The 19284-nt window shown below is 33.7% G+C and carries 24 protein-coding genes and 3 pseudogenes; 8 read left to right on the plus strand and 19 right to left on the minus strand.

Annotation, left to right across the window (positions count from 1 at the left end; translation table 11 throughout):
- Positions 1–12 precede the first annotated feature (12 nt).
- The 4 genes and pseudogenes from MKY90_RS16310 to MKY90_RS16325 form a co-directional block, all read right to left on the minus strand.
- On the minus strand, positions 13–504 hold the full coding sequence (locus MKY90_RS16310) for an SMI1/KNR4 family protein (RefSeq protein WP_341091938.1): 492 nt from the start codon (positions 502–504) through the stop codon (positions 13–15).
- Between the two features lie 103 nt (positions 505–607).
- A pseudogene (locus MKY90_RS16315) lies at positions 608–799 on the minus strand (hypothetical protein); the annotation flags it as partial.
- A gap of 201 nt (positions 800–1000) precedes the next feature.
- Positions 1001–1834 (minus strand): DUF2262 domain-containing protein, encoded by an 834-nt coding sequence (locus MKY90_RS16320; protein ID WP_078204991.1) that lies wholly within the window; start codon positions 1832–1834, stop codon positions 1001–1003.
- Positions 1835–1912: 78 nt separating this feature from the next.
- Positions 1913–2218 carry a hypothetical protein gene (locus MKY90_RS16325; RefSeq protein ID WP_048566054.1) on the minus strand — a complete coding sequence of 102 codons (306 nt, stop codon included), beginning with the start codon at positions 2216–2218 and terminating at the stop codon, positions 1913–1915.
- Between the two features lie 661 nt (positions 2219–2879).
- Here MKY90_RS16325 and MKY90_RS16330 point away from each other — a divergent pair.
- Positions 2880–3497 (plus strand): DUF4241 domain-containing protein, encoded by a 618-nt coding sequence (locus MKY90_RS16330; RefSeq protein WP_063218251.1) that lies wholly within the window; start codon positions 2880–2882, stop codon positions 3495–3497.
- 273 nt (positions 3498–3770) lie between these two features.
- Here MKY90_RS16330 and MKY90_RS16335 read toward each other — a convergent pair.
- The 4 genes and pseudogenes from MKY90_RS16335 to MKY90_RS16350 all read right to left on the minus strand — a co-directional run.
- Positions 3771–3999: pseudogene (locus MKY90_RS16335) on the minus strand (hypothetical protein); the annotation flags it as partial.
- A gap of 103 nt (positions 4000–4102) precedes the next feature.
- Positions 4103–4609, minus strand: a complete 507-nt coding sequence (locus tag MKY90_RS16340) for an ankyrin repeat domain-containing protein (protein WP_098168129.1) — start codon at positions 4607–4609, stop codon at positions 4103–4105.
- A gap of 50 nt (positions 4610–4659) precedes the next feature.
- The gene (locus tag MKY90_RS16345) at positions 4660–5016 is read right to left on the minus strand and encodes an Imm3 family immunity protein (protein ID WP_215599476.1); all 357 of its coding nucleotides are present in this window, start codon (positions 5014–5016) and stop codon (positions 4660–4662) included.
- Between the two features lie 96 nt (positions 5017–5112).
- Positions 5113–5445 (minus strand): DUF3895 domain-containing protein, encoded by a 333-nt coding sequence (locus tag MKY90_RS16350; protein WP_063218247.1) that lies wholly within the window; start codon positions 5443–5445, stop codon positions 5113–5115.
- Between the two features lie 312 nt (positions 5446–5757).
- Here MKY90_RS16350 and MKY90_RS16355 point away from each other — a divergent pair, with 312 nt between their 5' ends.
- Complete coding sequence (locus MKY90_RS16355) at positions 5758–6012, plus strand: SunI/YnzG family protein (protein WP_000900619.1); 255 nt, start codon at positions 5758–5760, stop codon at positions 6010–6012.
- 399 nt (positions 6013–6411) lie between these two features.
- Here the strand turns inward: MKY90_RS16355 and MKY90_RS16360 are convergent, their stop codons facing one another.
- From MKY90_RS16360 to phaZ, 11 genes and pseudogenes are all read right to left on the minus strand, one after another.
- Positions 6412–6888 (minus strand): SMI1/KNR4 family protein, encoded by a 477-nt coding sequence (locus MKY90_RS16360; protein WP_098168128.1) that lies wholly within the window; start codon positions 6886–6888, stop codon positions 6412–6414.
- A gap of 75 nt (positions 6889–6963) precedes the next feature.
- Positions 6964–7431 carry a DUF2004 domain-containing protein gene (locus MKY90_RS16365; protein ID WP_063218243.1) on the minus strand — a complete coding sequence of 156 codons (468 nt, stop codon included), beginning with the start codon at positions 7429–7431 and terminating at the stop codon, positions 6964–6966.
- Between the two features lie 72 nt (positions 7432–7503).
- Positions 7504–8157, minus strand: coding sequence for an SMI1/KNR4 family protein (locus MKY90_RS16370; protein WP_098168151.1), 654 nt, complete (start codon positions 8155–8157; stop codon positions 7504–7506).
- Between the two features lie 149 nt (positions 8158–8306).
- Complete coding sequence (locus MKY90_RS16375; RefSeq protein ID WP_265325028.1) at positions 8307–8675, minus strand: HNH endonuclease; 369 nt, start codon at positions 8673–8675, stop codon at positions 8307–8309.
- 439 nt (positions 8676–9114) lie between these two features.
- Positions 9115–9846 (minus strand): M15 family metallopeptidase, encoded by a 732-nt coding sequence (locus tag MKY90_RS16380; RefSeq protein ID WP_033709263.1) that lies wholly within the window; start codon positions 9844–9846, stop codon positions 9115–9117.
- Between the two features lie 48 nt (positions 9847–9894).
- The gene (locus MKY90_RS16385; RefSeq protein WP_063218236.1) at positions 9895–11130 is read right to left on the minus strand and encodes a CapA family protein; all 1236 of its coding nucleotides are present in this window, start codon (positions 11128–11130) and stop codon (positions 9895–9897) included.
- A 322-nt stretch (positions 11131–11452) separates the two neighbouring features.
- Positions 11453–11735: pseudogene (locus MKY90_RS16390) on the minus strand (DUF817 family protein); the annotation flags it as partial.
- A 194-nt stretch (positions 11736–11929) separates the two neighbouring features.
- Positions 11930–12130, minus strand: coding sequence for an NETI motif-containing protein (locus tag MKY90_RS16395; RefSeq protein WP_000166305.1), 201 nt, complete (start codon positions 12128–12130; stop codon positions 11930–11932).
- On the minus strand, positions 12114–13310 hold the full coding sequence (locus MKY90_RS16400; protein ID WP_002128162.1) for an MFS transporter: 1197 nt from the start codon (positions 13308–13310) through the stop codon (positions 12114–12116). Before MKY90_RS16400 ends, MKY90_RS16395 begins: the two co-directional genes overlap by 17 nt.
- A gap of 113 nt (positions 13311–13423) precedes the next feature.
- On the minus strand, positions 13424–13648 hold the full coding sequence (locus MKY90_RS16405) for a hypothetical protein (protein ID WP_063218235.1): 225 nt from the start codon (positions 13646–13648) through the stop codon (positions 13424–13426).
- A gap of 60 nt (positions 13649–13708) precedes the next feature.
- A complete protein-coding gene (gene phaZ, locus MKY90_RS16410) occupies positions 13709–14626 on the minus strand; it encodes an intracellular short-chain-length polyhydroxyalkanoate depolymerase (RefSeq protein WP_002013809.1) in 918 nt (305 codons plus the stop codon).
- Positions 14627–14800: 174 nt separating this feature from the next.
- On the opposite strand from phaZ, the gene MKY90_RS16415 reads away from it, so the two are divergent.
- From MKY90_RS16415 to MKY90_RS16440, 6 genes are all read left to right on the plus strand, one after another.
- Entirely contained in the window at positions 14801–15220 is a 420-nt protein-coding gene (locus MKY90_RS16415; RefSeq protein ID WP_002033056.1) for a MarR family winged helix-turn-helix transcriptional regulator, read from the plus strand.
- Between the two features lie 15 nt (positions 15221–15235).
- A complete protein-coding gene (locus MKY90_RS16420; protein ID WP_002128166.1) occupies positions 15236–16435 on the plus strand; it encodes an MFS transporter in 1200 nt (399 codons plus the stop codon).
- Between the two features lie 99 nt (positions 16436–16534).
- Positions 16535–17794: a serine hydrolase domain-containing protein gene (locus tag MKY90_RS16425; RefSeq protein ID WP_341091949.1), complete on the plus strand. Its 1260-nt coding sequence runs from the start codon at positions 16535–16537 to the stop codon at positions 17792–17794.
- 159 nt (positions 17795–17953) lie between these two features.
- Positions 17954–18325, plus strand: a complete 372-nt coding sequence (locus MKY90_RS16430) for a cupredoxin domain-containing protein (RefSeq protein ID WP_098168124.1) — start codon at positions 17954–17956, stop codon at positions 18323–18325.
- A 351-nt stretch (positions 18326–18676) separates the two neighbouring features.
- Positions 18677–18865 carry a helix-turn-helix transcriptional regulator gene (locus MKY90_RS16435; protein ID WP_002165486.1) on the plus strand — a complete coding sequence of 63 codons (189 nt, stop codon included), beginning with the start codon at positions 18677–18679 and terminating at the stop codon, positions 18863–18865.
- Between the two features lie 23 nt (positions 18866–18888).
- Positions 18889–19275: a hypothetical protein gene (locus tag MKY90_RS16440; protein ID WP_341091954.1), complete on the plus strand. Its 387-nt coding sequence runs from the start codon at positions 18889–18891 to the stop codon at positions 19273–19275.
- Positions 19276–19284: the final 9 nt, after the last annotated feature.

Consider the following 19284-nt stretch of genomic DNA (forward strand, 5'->3'; position numbering starts at 1 on the left):
TGGATAATATTATTAATCATGTAACTTATTTAAAAACTCCGTAAAATTATTAGCAATATAGAATACATTTTCTCTTGCTCTTTCCTCTGCTTCCTCAGCCGTAATCCCTTCACTTTCCATCAATGTTTCCTTTTCCCTTGCTCCCTCATGTTCCCAAAAGACGACAATTGGATCTTCTTCATGATTTTTATAATCAAAGCAAATTAAATTTCCTGCTGGGTCAAATGCGAATGGCACCAATGCATTTGGTAGAGTAGAAATATACTGATTATATACTTTAACGATATATTCGCTACTATCCACATCATAAGAAAGTAAAGTTCCCAATACCTTTGTTATCGTGCCTATTTCAAATTTATAAGGTAACACAGCCGAACCATTATTATTTGTAGCACATTCTACATAGTCACTTGGAAATATAAACTCTATCTCTTTTCCCACATTGTTTATATATTCTGTTGAAACTGGCTCATCCGGTACTGGCCATGTTAAGTCATTTCTCATTTAACTTCACCTCCTAACAAATCACATCACGTTTATCAGAAATAACTTATTGCATCATCTGAGCTTCTATGTAAATTCCAGTCTAATTAAGACCTCGTTTCTTTTAACTTTTCAGATAATCCTTCCAAGAAACATTTGGAGAAAAGGATACACCCCTCCGATCCTCATCAAAACTTGGTATAGCCATTGCTTGTGCTGGTTCTAAATATTTCATTGTAGATAACCAACTATCAAGTAACGTATCCACATCAGATTCTAAGGGAATATTTAAAACATCTATGCAAGTTCCACCGTATATGTAAACCCTAAATTTCATTAATTATTAAAGAGGTTTGGAGTTCTCACTTAATAAGAGAAGAGATAGACGAGAAGAAAACGTCTAATAATCAAAAATTATAACAATTTATCGCGCTACTTTTGGGCAGTAAGTGCCCGAGTGGTTCAAATAATCCATCAGTAAGGATGAAGAAAAATCCCCACTGATGGAAGTTTCACTTTATCCTGCAATCTCAGCCGAAGAGAGCCCCTCATGAATATTTCCGCTTACAATGATAGAATGTCCCCAAAATATATCTCCATCCGAAAAGAATATTTCAAAATCCCCTTCTGAATAAACGCTTAAGCTGCTTAATGTGATGGAATTAATGAACATTTCTTTTGTAATTTCGTCGATTTCTGCTTCATCATCATCTTGTAGCCATTCATTTGCTAACTCTACCAGTTCTTTTGCAGCGTACATTTTCATTTTCATTTTCCATTCATCTTGCTCTTTGAAAAGTACATATGCTGTTTCCAGTGCAGACTTCATCATATGTTTGTCTTCACTCCAATCAAAATATAAATGACATTCTTCACCAGCCCAAGATATTCTCTTTTCAAAAGTTTTCACTCTTTTATCAAGTTCAAACACACCCAACATCTCATCATGATAAAAAAGCGGTTTCATTGCATCTTGTAAGATGACTTCCAACTCATCATCTTTATATGGTGTTTCCAAAACATTAACAAGCATCAATGAATTTTCTGACTTGCGCACCTGTAATGTTACAACTGTATTTGCTGTCAAAATGTCTTTTGATTTTCTCCATTCTGCATCATCAACCAACCATGCGAGTCGTATGTCTTCTTTTGTAATCGTTTCATTGTTATGTAAGCCTTTCCACGCAATCAAATCAATTGACGCAGTCCACAAAATGTTGTCACCGCCTTTTGATGCACCGATTCCTAATGCCCCTGTGACAGCTGCTATTTCAATCACATTTTCTGAGAATCTATTTTCAAATCTACTTATTTCACTTGATTTACTCAATTTCGAATACATTCCTTTCATCGCCCACAGGCATAAGTACTTTGTGAGTTTTCCTGTTTTATTATAATTGGTCATGGTAAAGCCTATATAGAATTATAGCTATAATTCTATATAGGCTTTTTTTTCACCTGGAATTTTAAATTTATTTACATCATATTCTTTAATTATATATACTTTTATAGCTTCAAAATCTTTACCAAAAGCAAGAAATGGATTTTTTAAGAAATATATTATTTCTTCGTCGTCATAAATTCGGGCTTTAATTATTTCTTTGTCCGAGTGAAACGATAAATTGACTCCTTTGTAAAAATATTCGTAGTATCCTTCTTCATCCTGCTCACTCTTATCTTCAAAAGGAACAGATTCAATATAATATATATTCCCATTTACATTTATTGATTTCATACAGCATGACTCCCTTTTCAAGAATATTCATAAGAAATTAAATAATCTCTGTCAATCATACCAAAAATAAGGGATTTACTTTTAGAATTTATAAAAAATATATAGGATTAAATTAAAATCTTTATATTATTTTTCATATTACTTTATCTCTGTACAATTGTGTAATGTGTCACAGAAGTAGACATATTGCAATGAGTTGCAGTGAAGGGAAATATCCCTTGAGAATATAAAATAAGAAGATCAATCTAGAAAGACTATCTAGTTCGATCTTCTTTTATTGAATTTTTAATTAATGCATTTTCACCCTTAAAATAATATAATCAACGGGTGGATTATTATTTACATCCTCAAAACTGGGTCTAATTTTAAAGTCAAATTCATTTGTTATATTTTTCAATGAATAAAGGTTTGTTCCATCTACACTTGTACGGGGGAGCAATGTATCCGAAAACGTAAAACGCATGAAGAATATGTTGCGGAACTATTAGAAAAATGCGGGTACGATATGCCGCAGAGGTTTTAGAAGTTCATGGCGATAATATCGAAGTTATAGGAACATACAAAGGCGCTAGAAATACCACAGAACACAAATGTAACTCATGTAAAAATATATGGGAGGCAGCACCAACAAATATTTTAAAAGGAAAGGGAGAGAAACATTATGTCAAAGTTATTACGTGAATTATCTAAACCGGATAGTGAGGCCCTGCGTTCCGAAGCACTAGAACAGTTGAAAGTTACTTCAGGTAAAATTGTTGCTTGTGATCCTCTTATTTTTAATGAAAATCACTTCGAACAAACAATTCAGCCAGGTACATATCCAATTGTTGCTTGGTGGCATAAGGAAGATGGAGTCATTGCTGGTGCTGAATTGAAATTGTCGGAGTCAAAAGCGGTAGGATGGAAGATGGCAACAAAACCAGGACAAAATGTAAGTGAACTGGAAGACGGATATATTTTTGGTTACCCAGTTGATACAGGCTTAGGGTGCTTTGCAGATGTTGAAGCAATTGGTAAGTTAGAAGAAATAGAAGATAGGTTACAACAAGAACTAGGAGAAGAATTTACTAGTTTGTATGATGATCTTATAGATGACATACTAACAGAACATGATGAAGATTGGGGAAATTGCGTGGTGTGTGAGGAAACAGGAAGTAATATCATTATATTCCGTTCAGGTTATGGAGATGGATTTTATCCTTCCTATTGGGGAATCGATGAAGCAGGAAAAATCGTTTCACTTGTTACTGATTTTCAAGTGCTACATGAGGAAAATTGAGGACAACATCAATAATGATATAAGAGTCAATGTTTTTTCTTTTACAGCGTCAAATATTCCTCGTCTAATATTTGCAAATAACCCGTGGGATAATCTCCTTATATACTACTGGTTCTAATAAATAGGGTTATATTCTTAAGTGAATATAACCCGTCATTAATTCTAGTTGTATATTAACAGTTTTTTATTTAAATAATTTATTAACTCTACTGATGTAGAGTTAACCGTCAAGTAACTCCAAAATATACATAATGGTTGATTTTAGAGTTACTAGTGCACTGTTTTATCACGATACAGGTGAACTTCAGATACTCTACGCTCCGAAATTACTTTTTCTATAATTTCCTGACGGTTATATTCTATCTTCACTGTTTCACAGTTCCCCCAATGAGTAGGAGCAAATTTTTCATTTGACTCAAATACATCTAAAAGACGATTTAATATCTCTTCTTCGTTAAATGCTACTGGGATACATTGCGATTGTAAAATAATTCGGTTTCATTTTAATCCCCCCTTTATTAGGAACAAGGTTATGTAACTATTTTCATTTATCACTGCCCCTATTAATCTCTTTATTCTTAGTCTTATCCCTTTTACAATCTTTATTATCTCTTATCCATCTTACGCTTTATGTATGCAGCAATTTCTGTTTGTCCGAATTCTTCAGCATATTCATAAGCATTCATATTCTTAAAGTTTTCTCCAGTATATCTAATTGAAATATCTATTCCTTTTTCAACTAGAAACTCCACTACTTCTTTATGTCCGCCATAAATTGCTCCAAATAGTGGATTTCTTTTTGCTAAACTTACATCCAATTCGGCACCAGACTCTACTAAATATTTTACTATTTCCAAATGTCCTGCTCCTGCGGACAAATTTAATGCAGAAGCATCAAATGTACCGCCTCTAGCATTCATATCTATCCCTTTATTAATCAAATACTGAACAATTTCGATATGCCCTTTCTTTGCTGCAACATGTAACCACGTACCAAATGGTGTCATTGAATGTAAAAATTCTGGATTATCACCTATTAGATGTTTTACTTCATTAATATCACCAAGCTTAATAGCATTTCTTATTGTTTTATTTATACTTTTCTCCTCCATAACATCACCTCCTATATTTCTGTTCTCTTGTCTAACTATGTCTCCATGAACTATTCAATCGAAGATTTATAAGCAACCTTTACATTTTTTAATCCTTCTATAACATTATTTATTCTTATCGATAAATCTTTTATTTCCTCTACTGTCAATTCACCTTCTACCTCTTGAAGGTTAAACATACTTAGCCTCTTTGTTATACCTTTAATACGCCCAACAAAGACCATATGATGATCGACTGCTATTTCTCCTATGGCAGTATCAACGATAACATCTTCAATCTTTCCTACATTATCAAATTCATCCACTAGTTTTGCTATAGCATATCGATACCCTCTCTCTTCATCTAATAACTCTTCATACGCCTCCCGAATTGCATGAAATAATTCATTATACTCCCAATCTTTCATACATCCTCCCTCAAAAAAATCCCCACGCTTATGTGAAAATAAGCTTTCAACATAAATATGAGGACTTCCTTATTTCATTACTATACTTTATACATTTTATTCGTTAGAATCTTCGTCTTTCAATTTATATACTCTATCTCTTTTCTCATCACTTTTGACAAAAATAAGCTTTTCTTCTTTAACAAACCCTTCTAATAGTAAGCATACTTGCCCATATGCTTTAGGCTTATTCGTTGTGAATCTTTCATCTGATATTTTACCAGCTCGTATTAATTGTTCGCATAACTCAAGTGCACTTATTTCTTCAGAATTAATTAACTCTAAAATATCCTTTTGTAAGGGCGATAAAGGTACGGAAATCTCAGCTACCTCCACCTTTTCTGGTTTGTTTTCTTCTTCAAATAAATCTTCGAATGAAATTTGATTCATACTTCTTTTCCTTTCTAACGATTGATTTGTATAACATGAACTGAATCCTATAGCGTATGTATTATTATGTATTACTTACCTTTTTTCATAAACCTCAAACTCATGTATATCGTTTCATATAGTATATTTTGATTATACCAAATATACGTTCTGTTTTCTATTGTAGAATTCGTTATAATAGGAATGAAAGTAATAATGAACATTTTCTCGTTGTTAATTGTATACTCTCTGTAAAAAAATAGAAATATAATTTATAAATTTGTATAATAAAATAGTACGAGTGAAATTTTATTATAGAAAGGTTCTGGTAATATGTTAGGTATTCATGTTGAAAAAACAAAAGATGAACTAATTATTTCATGGCAATTCTCTAAAATTCATATTCCATTATGTGAAATCACTGAGGTAACGGAAGATAATACATATGCTGGTGTTGAAGAAAAAAGCGCAATCCGAATTGGAACAGCATATGGTACAACTGATCGTATTTTAATTAAGACAGTAAAACAAAATTATTTATTATTCACTACTAATAGAGTATCCATTTTAAATAAAATAAAAGCTTAATTGTTTTTCTTCCTATATTTAAACGTTAAACACTTTCATTCTATTATAGGAAACGCTACAAAAGGTTCGTTGATTACTCCTGCTCCTAATTCGGAAGCATATGGTGAAACTATATAACACAAACACCCTAGCTCTTCGCTAGGGTGTTCTTACTTTCAACCATAATACAACCCTTCTTAACCTTTATTAATACGATGTACTTATAACATCATATTAATAGTTTTATAACGGATTGACGTCTTCATTTTTCTATTTAAATCGCGACATCCTAATAACCTATTCTTGTTATTTCTTCATTTATTAAACAAATATCTAACCCAAGAAAAGGAACAAACCCGAAACATTCATTCTATGTAAGTGTTCCATACTTTTCTATTACATCAATATGTGGCTTCCATCTCAAGTGTACATTTTTAAATATTCAGCGATTTCCACTTGTCCTCTTTCAATAGCAAATTCATAAGCTCCCATATCTTTCATAGTATCCCCTGTATACTTTACAGTAATATCAATACCGTTCTGAACGAGATAATTTACAATATTAAGATGCTCTTCATGATCCTTATAATCAAAACAAATTAAATTTCCTGCTGGATCAATCCCAAAAGGAACTACACCATTAGGCAAAGTGACACGGTAATTATGGTAATCGTTTACAATATAATCACTACTCTCCTTATCAAATGAAAGTAACGAGCCAAAGACTCTTTCTATTCCTTCAACATCCATACAATATGGCATTACATTAGCACCGTGATTTTCCTTTGCACAATCAATATAGTCTTTTGGAAACTTGATTCCCATTAATCCTCCTATTTTTCTAACAAATTCTTCAGTAACCGAATCATCCGCATACTTCCATTCTATATTTCCCATATAATTCTGCCTCCTATAATATACTCCCACATGAAAATCACCTTACAAACAAAGATTTTTACCTCCTATAAAAATTTAAATGGCAACGTCTTGATACCCCACTTCAGTTACTTTTTCATTTAGTAAACGTATTCCTAATCCATTCTCTGTATCCCACGTACAATCGAAAGTTATCCCAATATCTCGCTCTTCATGAATATCTCCATATGGGACTACAATTCCAACTAAAGTGATTCTCCTAAGTAATTGGTCAATTGTTTCGATATACGGATAATTTTCATTAAATCCAATATCATACCCTAATTGTTGACGCTCTTGCTTGTAATAGTCTAAAATCACTTGTAAAAAACCTTGCTGCAGTTGTTCCCAATTTTGCAATAATGAATTATAAGCAGTATATTGTCCTTCATCAAACTTACCGTCTTCTCCACCTTTCACTATCAATGCTATTTCAACTTCTTTTCCACAAAATTCAACGGTAATGTCCTTAACCCATCCATATGTATACTCAATCTCACCAAAAACTGCATCATTTATAATCATTTTTAACTCTCCCTATTTACTCTCTTGGATCCATATCGATTTCTCTAATAATATGAAAGTTACCCTCTAACATTAACTGTTTTTCCCAGTCATTTCTATACGCAGTATAGTACTATCAATTGCTAATTTTTCAATAAGTTTTTTCGCCTTACCATATGGAAATTTCTCTACTAATATACAAGGAGGATTTTTTGAACCCTTTAGCAAATCTGATGCGGAAATCTCAAGCCCTAATACGTTCTTTATCCTTATTAAATCCTTCAAACCTTCACTAGGAATTTTCACTAACACTATATTACAAATATCAGATGACTTATTTGTTGTTTTCTGTTCAATTTCACTTACGCAACCACTACTTACCCATTTTTTAAAATCAGCGGTAATTACAGTAGCATGGCTTGGATTCATGTCCCCAGAATCAATTACTACCACCTCTTCTTCCTCTGCATGTTGAGCCATTAAAAATACATTACCACCACCGTCATCACCAATTGAGACATAGCCCATCGCATACTCATCTACTTCCCAAACCTCGTTCCTTGCTGCAATATGCTCCGTACCATAAATAAGTAACCCACCACCGATTGAAAAGCCATTTGTACATCTCAATAATTCCTTATATACATTAGGTAATGTAACATTCATGCGACTTTCTACTGCTTGAATTTCAATATCACTCGCTGCTGACTTTTCTATCAAATCTGGAATATTATCATTATTATTCACATTAAATATTTCTGGTTCCACATTAGCACCATTATTCACAGCTACACATTTTATATAATCGTTTGGAAATTTAACACCTATTTCATTACCAATTTCCTCTACAAAATCTTCACTTACAGTTGCATCAGCAAATTGCCACTCTACTTTTCTCATCTAATTCCATCTCCCCATAATTTATTTCCACCTAAGTGATTTACTTTATGTACTTTTGAAATAACTAATTGCATCTTGCCAGGGACTTGATGGTGATGCCAAGTTAATCCTTTTATTCTTGCCTTACCAGCATTTATTTGAGCTAATTGACCTGGAGAAAACAATTCTTTTGGAATCTTGCCTGAATCAATCGCTTCTTTTAATTTCCTTGTACATTCCTTAAATTGTGCCTCATCTGGACTAATATGTAAATTCTTATCTAGTCTCATTGTAAATTTAACATCGTCCCCTTTAAATATTGGGAATCCTAAAGAAACTGGGATCAATATGACTATATATTTATGTGCAGAAATAATAAAAAACACTGCCAAGCGCAGTGTTCCGGCTACCTCCACATATCTAGTAAGCTAAGAAAAGCGACCATCCAAAACAAAAAAGATGGCGAGGTTAATGTTGTAACATCTCGAAAGCAGGCAGTCTCTAAAGCTTAGTTAAGCAGATACAGTAATCAACTATTCTATGTTACGAATGAAAAAGGATCTGATATGAATATCAGATCCTTTTTCACTGCTTCTTTTATACATTTAAGTTCTTCATACATACATCGCTTCACACGAAGTTGCTATTTACTAGTACACGATAACCGGTTCATACGTGCTTAAATTATTATACACAGTATTCGCAATACTAGAAGGAAGGTTCACACATCCTCTAGATCCGCCTTTTCCCGTAGCAGTACATAATTTTTTCCTTTGAGGAAAGGAAATATGTCCACTGGCTTTTTAATAGAAGCAAATTGTATTTTTACTTGCTAGGATTAATTTTTTCGCAATACTCTTCTAAAGTTAATCCTTTTTCTTTTAGATAAACAGCAACTTCTTTTCCTACATAACGATAATGCCATGGCTCATACTTAATGCCAGTAATATTCTCTTTATCTTTTGGATAGCGGAGAATAAACCCATACTCTGCAGCATTCTTATCTAACCATTTGAATGCATCAGTCGTTTCAAATTTTGCATTTAAATCTTCTACAGTATTCTGCCATTCAACTGAAATAATGTCTAATGCTAATCCAGTGTGATGTTCACTTGCACCAGGATACTGAAGATATTCCAATGCCTTAGCACTAGCCTCTTTATCCGACAAACCTTGAGATTTATAGCTTTTAACTGAAGCATCATAATAAGTTTGTTGTAATTTTATAGCTCGATAACCTGATCTTAAATAAAGATTGATTCCCTCTTTTTTTGCAGCTGTTACCATATCCTGATAGGAAGTTGCAATTCTGCTATCGATTTTCATATTTGGCTTAGCATTTTGAGTGATACTTGTTAATTCAATCCCTAGTTCCTTTGATAACATATGTTCTCTATTTACAAGAATAATTCTCCAATCATTAAGATCAGAGATAGGTAAAACATCTTTTTTATTCGCATTTATCTCATTTTTATTTTTATCGTTATTATTAGTAGTTTCCTGAGATGTTTGTTTTCCACTACAAGCAGCAAGGCTCCATCCCAATGTCAATACCAATGCTAAAATTATAAATTTTTTAATTGTATCTCATTCCCTTTTTGTTTATTAGTCTTTATACCAATTTCCCAACACATCTCTAGGAATATCCTTGAAATCCTTCAAAGAAACGGGACCTACAAATTTTTTAATCCCATGATTTTTAGAATTTTCATCCGAATAATCTTTTAAAAATTGAATTTTAAATTGTTTCTTACCATCAGCATAGTCGGTTACTGTCGGTACGAGTGCCGCTTGTCGTATACCAAAAGTTTTATCTTCATACTTAACAAATTGTATATAAGATAATCCTCCAACCAATGTTTCTAATTTTTCTTGAGCAGAAATAAGATTTCCAAGAGAATAATAGATTAGCGTTTGATGTCCATCTTTATTTTGTTTCCACTCAATTGGTTGAATTACATGTGGATGATTTCCAATTACTACATCTACACCTAAATCTGTTAAATATTGAGCAACTTCTTTTTGTTGTTTTGAAGGTGTAGAGGTATATTCAACTCCCCAATGCACCATAACAATCACCATATCAGAACTACTCTTTGCCTTTTCCACATCATTTTGTATCGCTTTTTTATCAATTAAATTTAATGCCCAAGACTTATCAGCTGGAATTTTAATTCCATTCGTACCATATGTATAATTAAGTAATGCAAAACGAATCCCATTTTTTGTAATCGTTTTTATTTCATTGCGCTCGTTTTGACTCTCATTAATGCCTACCGGGATAACATCCGGATATTTCTTCCAGTATTCTCTTGTATTCGCAACACCTTTAATACCCATATCCATAGCGTGATTTGTCGCTTGAGTCACTATATTGAATCCAGTATCCACTAAAGATTGACCTACTTCTTCAGGTGTATTGAAAGTAGGATATCCCTGTACTTTTAAATTATTTCCTGCAATCGGGGTCTCCTGGTTCACTATAGCAAGATCACTTGATTTAACAGCTTTTTTGATATTTTCATAAATATAGTTATAATCATATGAACCGTCTTTTTGTTTGCCATCTTTAATTACTGCGTCATGGTATAAATTATCACCCGTTGCTATTAAATTCACAACCGATTTTACTTTTTTATCTTCCGTAAAATTAGGAGATTGTTGAATAGGACTTTTATCTACCCAATTTGGTGCTTTTAAGGATTTATCTATATTTGATTGAGCCGGTGGTAATGAAGCTTTAGATGTCTTAACATCCGTATTACCACAAGCGGTTAAAAGCACTAAAAAAATAAGACATAATAAAAAAATTCTTTTACTTCTCTGTAAATTATGTAACATGTAATCCTCTTTTCTGTTTTATTACTTATAACCAGTTCTAACAAATAACTTTTTAAAACAACGTATTTTGGTTTTACACTTAATTATGGAAGGACACTCTGTTACATCTGCTTCGGAATATACGGATATTTTTTCCACTTTCTAACAATCTATCGATTCCATCAGAATTGATAGATTGCTAGAAAAACATTATCCACCAGGATGTCGACTAGGTTCCAATCAACATCCTCCAGATATTGAACTTGATATACCTGTTCCAATTGTAGTAGCTGGTTAATCTAAACAAGAGAGGAGAATAGTTCATATAGCCTCCTCTCTTGCTTTACGTTTGTGAGTGGCTCCAAAAAGAGGGAATCGCTGCCGTCCCCTCTTTAGATAGTGCGAAATCTGTGTAACTAATTTCTTTAAGTTGAGCGACAATCATTATACTGATAACAACAAGTAAGACCCAAGAACTTATTTTATCAATATACGAAAAAAGTAGCAATATTTTCTGCGATCCATATAAAGAAGCCAATTAGGAGAAATGAAAAAGGAAGTGGCATTTTATATGTGTTGTTTCGCACTGTGAATTGTACATAAGTTTTAGCAAAAACAATAAATAAAGGCTCTGTTGCAAAGTTTTCTACATGAAGCTACAGTCTAGAAAACAGGATTTAGAAGAATTGGGCATGTCTTTTCGTTCTTCCCAGAAAATATATTTTCCTTCACTGATCAAGTGTAAAAAAACAAGCCATCCAATTCATAGAGGATGAATTAGATGGCTTGTTCTGTATCAAAAAGAAAATCTGTTATTTGATTACTTCAATTTCCCCTCAAAAACAATTTTTCTACCGCATGGTTCAACTTCTGTTTTGCCGTTTTTCTTCACTTCATGAAAGATTGGTTCTTCCATGCGACGAGACGGTGCATAGCCTTCTTGTTCCATACGTGCTAAGCAGTCTGTAATTGTTTCGTTTTCGAGTACTTCAAATTTCTTTTTATTAGGTTGTTTTGTCATGCCCTAACCTACTTTCTATTTTTCTTGATGCGAATTGATTCTTCATGTAGACCATATATACCATTGCGAGAATTCCCATTATAATCATAACCGCAATAAAAAAGCTTGTATACTGTATTTTTTCTATAAATACGCCTCCTAATACAGGTCCCATAATACTTCCTATACTAAAGGCGATTCCGGATAATATATTACCCGCTGGTAGTAAGTGTCTCGGTAATAAATCTGTCATAAATCCAAGCCCTAGTGAGAAGCACGAGCCAATGACCATACCTGCTATAAGCATACATGCAAAGACGATCCAGTAATATTGATCAAATACTGCTGCAAGTAGGAAAATGCCCGTACTTACACTGAACGTCCACGTTAAAATACGGTCTCTTCCGTATTTATCACTTAATATACCGAGCGGGATTTGTGTAATAATACCTCCAACTGCGAATGCTGGTAATAAGAAGGAAACTTCCGATACAGACCATCCTTTACGAAGCGCGTATACTGGTAAGTTACTATTTAACATCGCTTCAAGTACGCCGTATGCGAGCGGACCAATTAGCGCAATCCAAGCTAATCCAACGACTTGTTTATAACGAGAAAAGGATGATTCACTTTCAGTTTTTGCCTCATCTTGTGCTGGAAATGCATTTTTCGTTGGTAGTAGTAAAAGCCATCCTATTAAGCAAAGTATAGTAGATACGATAAATGGTGTTGCAAGACCGTACTGAACAGTGCTTGCTAAATACGGGCCAACTGCGAAACCAATTCCGAAGAATACACCGTATATCGATACTTGTCTACCTATTTTACTCGGGTCTGATGTTGTCGTAATCCATGTTTGTGTTCCGACATGAAGCATATGATCTCCGACTCCAACTAGAAATCTAAGAACGAACCATACCCAAAATGAAAAAGTTTGTGTAAAAAAGAATAATGAAATAATAACGAGAAACCCACCAATAACGATAATTGGCTTCATTCCAAACTTTTGCATCGGTTTTTCAAGAAACGGTGAAATAACTAATATCCCAATATATAATGCCGTCGCATGAATACCGTTAATACTTGAACTAACCCCTTCTTGTTCAAAAATCATTGCAATGGCAGGTAAAAGCATCCCTTGTGACAAACCTGAGATTGCTACAATTCCAACCATAATCCAAAAAGTAAAACGCATCGACATCCCTTTCCCTCTCCTTCTCACGCTTTCCACTTTTCATTATAAACTGTTTCTTCAAATGCGTGTACGAATATTCATAATAAAAAAGAAGCTAAAAGAATGAACCTTTTAGCTTCTTATCCTTCCCATACTTGCGCTTTCACATTGTAATGAAAATGCTTAAAATATGGATTTTCATAAAATGAAGGCCCAAATAAAATCGGATGTGTATGGACCATTGATTGCTGCACTTGCAAAGGAACTACAGCTGGTGAAACTTGCATATACATCGGATTTATAATCATTTTTATATATGGATAATCATTATATGGAGAATGATATATTAAAAATGGATTATGCATTGACTCTCTCCCCTTATACATACAAATGCTATAGTATATGCAAGTTTTATATTTCGGGAATTATTTATTGTCTAACCAATCCTCAACATGTTTTATAAATACATCTAAACAATCTATAAACGGTGAGTGTCCGCAATCTTCTAATATCTTCAACTCTGCATTTGGCAAATGTTTTGCTAATTCCTCACCGACTACTTGCGGTACGACGTAATCTCTGTCACCTTGTATGACGAGTGTTGGAGCTTTAATATGATGAATTTGCTTATTTCCCTCTACAACCCCGTTATGTTCATCCGAAATATTAAATGTAATGAGCGCATAATTCACATCTACGAAATTACGTTGCGTTAACATATCATCTAAATACTTTTCATAACGATCCGGTTCAGGTTGATTATGTGTATATATTAATAGATTCCATACTGTACGGTAATATAATTTATTCATATTTTTTATCGCATCTAGCACTGGAGCAATTTGTACTGGATCTTGCGCGATTTCTTCTTTCGTCTTTACTAAACTTGATACAATCGGTTGCCCGTTAATATCTTTTTTAAAAATTGGATATCCCTTCATTCCCACTGATTCTACTAAAATCAACTTTTCGACAAATGTTGGATGATTCGCTGTAAATTGCATCGCAACACCACCGCCCATTGACCAGCCCATTAATGAAAATTTTTCTAGTTTTAATTGATCGATAAATAGTTTTACATCTCTTGCAAAGTCTTGTAAAGAATCTATCGATTGATTATATGTTGATTGGCCAAATCCTCTTAAATCAAGAGCGTAAATATGGTATTGATCTTGCAACTTTTCAATAACTAAATCCCAGTGTTGTGACGATGTCATGTTCCCGTGAATGAGTACAAGAATTTCTGTATTTTGCCTTCCAACTTCCTGATACGCAATCGTTTCTCCGTTCGATAGTGAAACAAACTCCATTGTTGCAGGCTTAATCATCACAAGTTCCCCCATTCTATTTAATAGAAAGAAAATTCTTTACTTACTTAAAGAATAACATACAGAATGTACGTTCTCAACATAAAGCCTATACGAAATTTTTACATAACTCAACATGTCTATTACTAGACAATTATTATAAAAAAGTATATAGTTAGCTAGGTAACTAATTTGAAAGGATCAAAATACATGGACGAAAAACAACATTTTTTCCACATTGTCAGTCAAACTTCTCGTAAGTTTACGAAGAAATTTAATGAACGTGTATCTCCAACAGGATTATTTAGTGCGCAATGGGCTGTTATTTTCCGCATTAATCAAACTGGATCTTGTACCCAAACAGAATTATGTCAATATTTAAATGTTGAATCACCAACGATGACTCGTACGTTAACACGTATGGAAACGATGGGCTGGATTATTCGTACTGAAGGAAAAGATCGCCGTGAAAAGTTGATTTCATTATCTGATACTGCACTAAAAATGATTCCAGTATGGCAAGAAGAAGTTGATTCCTTTGAAGAAAAGACGCTAGAAGGTATTAAAGAAGAAGACTTACATGAAGCTTTTCAATTGTTACAACAAATTATCAAAAATTTAGATCATTAATATGGAGGGATGACGATGCAAAGTGAAAAACTTTGGACGAAGGATTTCCTCGGAACTTGTTTTAGTAGTCTGTTTCTCTTTTTAACATTTTACATGCTTATGACTACTCTGCCTGTCTATGTTATAGACAGCCTAAAAGGAAAACCTGAGGAAATTGGTTTAGTTGCAACTGTTTTTCTTATTTCATCTGTTTTATGTAGACCATTCACAGGAAAATGGCTCGATGATTTAGGAAGAAAGAAAATATTATTTATTTCACTTTCACTATTTTTAGCCGCTACCGTTATGTATTTCGGTACGCAAAGTTTATTTTTATTACTTGCCCTTCGCTTCTTACATGGTATTGGATTCGGAATGGCAACAACAGCAACTGGAACAATTGTAACTGATGTAGCACCAGCTCATAGACGCGGCGAAGCACTTGCTTATTACGGCGTATTTATGAGTCTACCGATGGTAATTGGTCCTTTTTTAGGTTTAACAATTATTTCTCATTTTTCATTTACTGTACTATTTATCGTTTGTTCAGTATTTTCATTACTCGCATTTTTATTAGGATTACTAGTCAATATTCCGCATGAAGCACCAGTAAACAAACAAAAACGAGAAAAAATGAAATGGAAAGACTTAATTGAACCATCTTCTATTCCAATCGCTCTGACAGGATTTGTTTTAGCCTTTTCTTATAGTGGCATTTTATCCTTTATTCCTATTTATGCGAAAGAGCTCGGTTTAAGCGAAATTGCAAGTTACTTCTTTATTTTATACGCACTTGTTGTGGTCATTTCTCGTCCATTTACAGGGAAAATATTTGATCGTTTTGGTGAAAATGTACTTATCTATCCCGCTATTATTATTTTCACAATTGGGATGTTCATTTTAAGCCAAGCGCAAACTTCATTTTGGTTCCTTGGCGCAGGTATGTTAATCGGTTTAGGATACGGAACATTAATTCCAAGTTTCCAAACGATTGCAATTTCTGCCGCTCCAAACCATCGACGTGGTTCTGCGACAGCTACTTACTACTCGTTCTTTGATAGTGGCATTGGCTTCGGTTCTTTCATTTTAGGTATAGTCGCTGCCAAATCAAGTTATCATAATATGTATTTTATCGCAGCTATTATCGTTGCGTTCACTTTACTTCTATATTATGGATTACACGGACGAAAACAAAAATTCAAGAAACAAAGTACAGACGGACAAATATCTGCTTAACGTTCATAAGGAAAGTAAACTTACCCGTTTACTTTCCTTATTTTGTATTTATTTTAAGACGAGCGTATACTTATAATAGAAACTAAAGGAGGTACCTATATGAATGTAAAGAAATCTCCCCTGCTATTACTGTTACTAGTATTACTATTCGTAGTTACAGGGCTTGGGTTTACTTTTTTTAAAAATAATAAAGCGCCCCCCACTAAAGCAAATGTCACAAAAGAAAACTGGTTGGACGATCCTTACTTACGCTGGTCGTATACACATATGAAAGAATTCACTTTAATAAATGAAGTAAAAAACATCCCTGACCAAGTTGCTCCCTTCCCTACCGCGTTACAAAACTTAGACGATTTTGCTGTGGAGCGTAGATTTGGAAGTACGACTCCTCTAAAAAAACTTTTAGACGAAAACAAAACAGATGCTTTTGTCGTTGTACATAATGGTCAACTTGTTTATGAACGATATTTCAATGGATATAACGAGAGTGAACCTCATGGAATGGCATCATTAGCAAAGGTGTTTACTGGTGCAATCATACAATCTCTCGCTGAAGAAAATCTTATTGATGTAGAGAAAACAGCTGACACTTACATAAAAGAATTAAAAAATACACCGTTTGGAAAAGCAACACTTCAGCAATTACTGGACATGCAAGTTTCCGCTGAATACCCTACTCACGGATATATGCAGCTAGGACTAGAAAATCAAGATGCACAACTATATTTAGCTAGTAATATTTTACCCCGAGGTAAAAATTACGAGGGGCCTATGAAAATTTATGATATGTTACTAGAAGCAGAAGAAACTGCACCACCTGGTTCAGCTTTTTCTTACAATAACGGATCAACTGAAACACTCGCTTGGATTATCCGAACGATTACAGGGAAATCGTTAGCTGAAAATGTAAGCGAACGAATTTGGTCTCACATTGGTATGGAAGAAGACGCTTATTACGTTACAGATGAAACAAAAGTAGAACAAGCAAGCGCTGGCTTAAATGCAACTGCTAGAGATATGGCCAGGTTCGGACAATTACTATTAAATAATGGTCAATATAGCGGAAATCAAATCGTCCCTTCTTCTATTACAGAAAGTGTGAAAAATGTACAAGAAGGTGAGCTCGCAATTGGTCATGGTGCTTCCATTTCTTATCATAATCAATGGTGGATTCCGCACAATGAACAAGGTGCTTTCGAAGTGTTAGGCAGTTACGGACAAACCCTTTACATCGATCCGAAAGCAAGTATGGTAATCGTCCACTTCTCTTCTAACGCTGCGCCTAGTAATGAAATCCATTCGGTTTATTCCGATATGTATATTGATATTGCACATCATTTGGAGAAGCTTCCACAGTAGTGGAGGCTTTTTTTATTTACCCAAATCCTATTCCAGTTAGTACTTGGTTAGTAGGAGTTGCCGAAAGAATTACTATTTAAGCCACGCCTAAACCCCATTTATATTGATAATATTTTAGTAATTTGAAAACACTAGTGCTTAGGAAAGGAGGGATTACGAATGTCTGTGAAAAAGCTATTAACTGGATTAATCATTTCACTTGCGACGATTGTAGTTATGACTACTTTAGGTTCGCTCCGTGTATTTGCCGAATCCGACGTTGTGAGACAGCCTATTGAGGTTGAATTGAATGATGATTACTTTAATCCGAGTATCATCACTGTTCCGGTTGGGAAAACGACGACGTTACTATTGAAAAACAAAGGAAATAGAGATCACACCTTTACGGTGAAAAAGCTCGGAATTGACGCCGAAGTCCCGTCAGGAAAAGAAATAACAATTACCGTAAAACCTGAAACTCCCGGTACATATGAACTAATATGTCGGTTCCACTACTTGAAAGGAATGGATGGGAAAGTAATAGTCAAATAACAAGCAGTACCGGCCCTTACTTTTTTATAAAGTGAAACTTAAATTCACGGGGGTGTCCCTCCCCCGCAGATTATGAGCTCTCAATAATCAGTTTTTTACTGGTAGCATAAAATCGTTACGCTGTCGTAGCGTACGAAATTTGTGTTTTGTTGGTGCTACCCCATCACCATCAAGCTAACAAATAAAAATACCCCTAAAATGAAAAAAACGATATTCTTTCTATCTAAATTGTAGAAGGATTATCGTTTTTTTACTTATATAAATGTAAAAAACTTTTGATATTTATGGTGGATTTATATAAACTGGAAATGTAAAAAGTTTTTGACAAAATTAGAGGTGATGTTCATAAAAATGGAGAACATAATTCGTATTTTACGTAAAGAGCAAAAGCTTTCCCAAGAAGATTTAGCTAAATTATGTCGTGTTTCAAGACAAACGATTAATGCGATTGAGAATAACAAATATGATCCTACATTGGAACTTGCTTTTAATTTAGCTAAATCCCTTGGTGTAACAGTTGATCAATTATTTATTTATTAAAGCTAGATAAGGAGAAGAAACAAATGAAAAATGGAATTAATATCTTATTTACTTGTTTATACATTGTGATTATGGGTTTACTTGCTTTTGAATGGTATGATAAGCAACAGCTCTCTATAACTTCGTTATTTGTAGCAACAATCATTTTGCAATCATTATTTATGAAGAGAATTTTGAAAGGGAAAAAAGAGAGTGAGAATTTTATTGATGAAATGTTTTTACATATCAGACAGAAAAGCTTATCAATTTGTTGTTTTGTAATGTATGTATTAACTTTAGGTACTTTATTTTTATCAGAAGGAACATGGAATTTTAACCATATGCATAATAAACCGTTAATCTTTCTGGTTTTCTTATATCCTATCGTTTACCAAATAAGTCATATATTCGTTTCAAGAAGTAACTCTTAATAGACTATT

It is taken from the genome of Bacillus sp. FSL P2-0099, from assembly GCF_038007445.1.
Lineage (GTDB): Bacteria > Bacillota > Bacilli > Bacillales > Bacillaceae_G > Bacillus_A > Bacillus_A mycoides.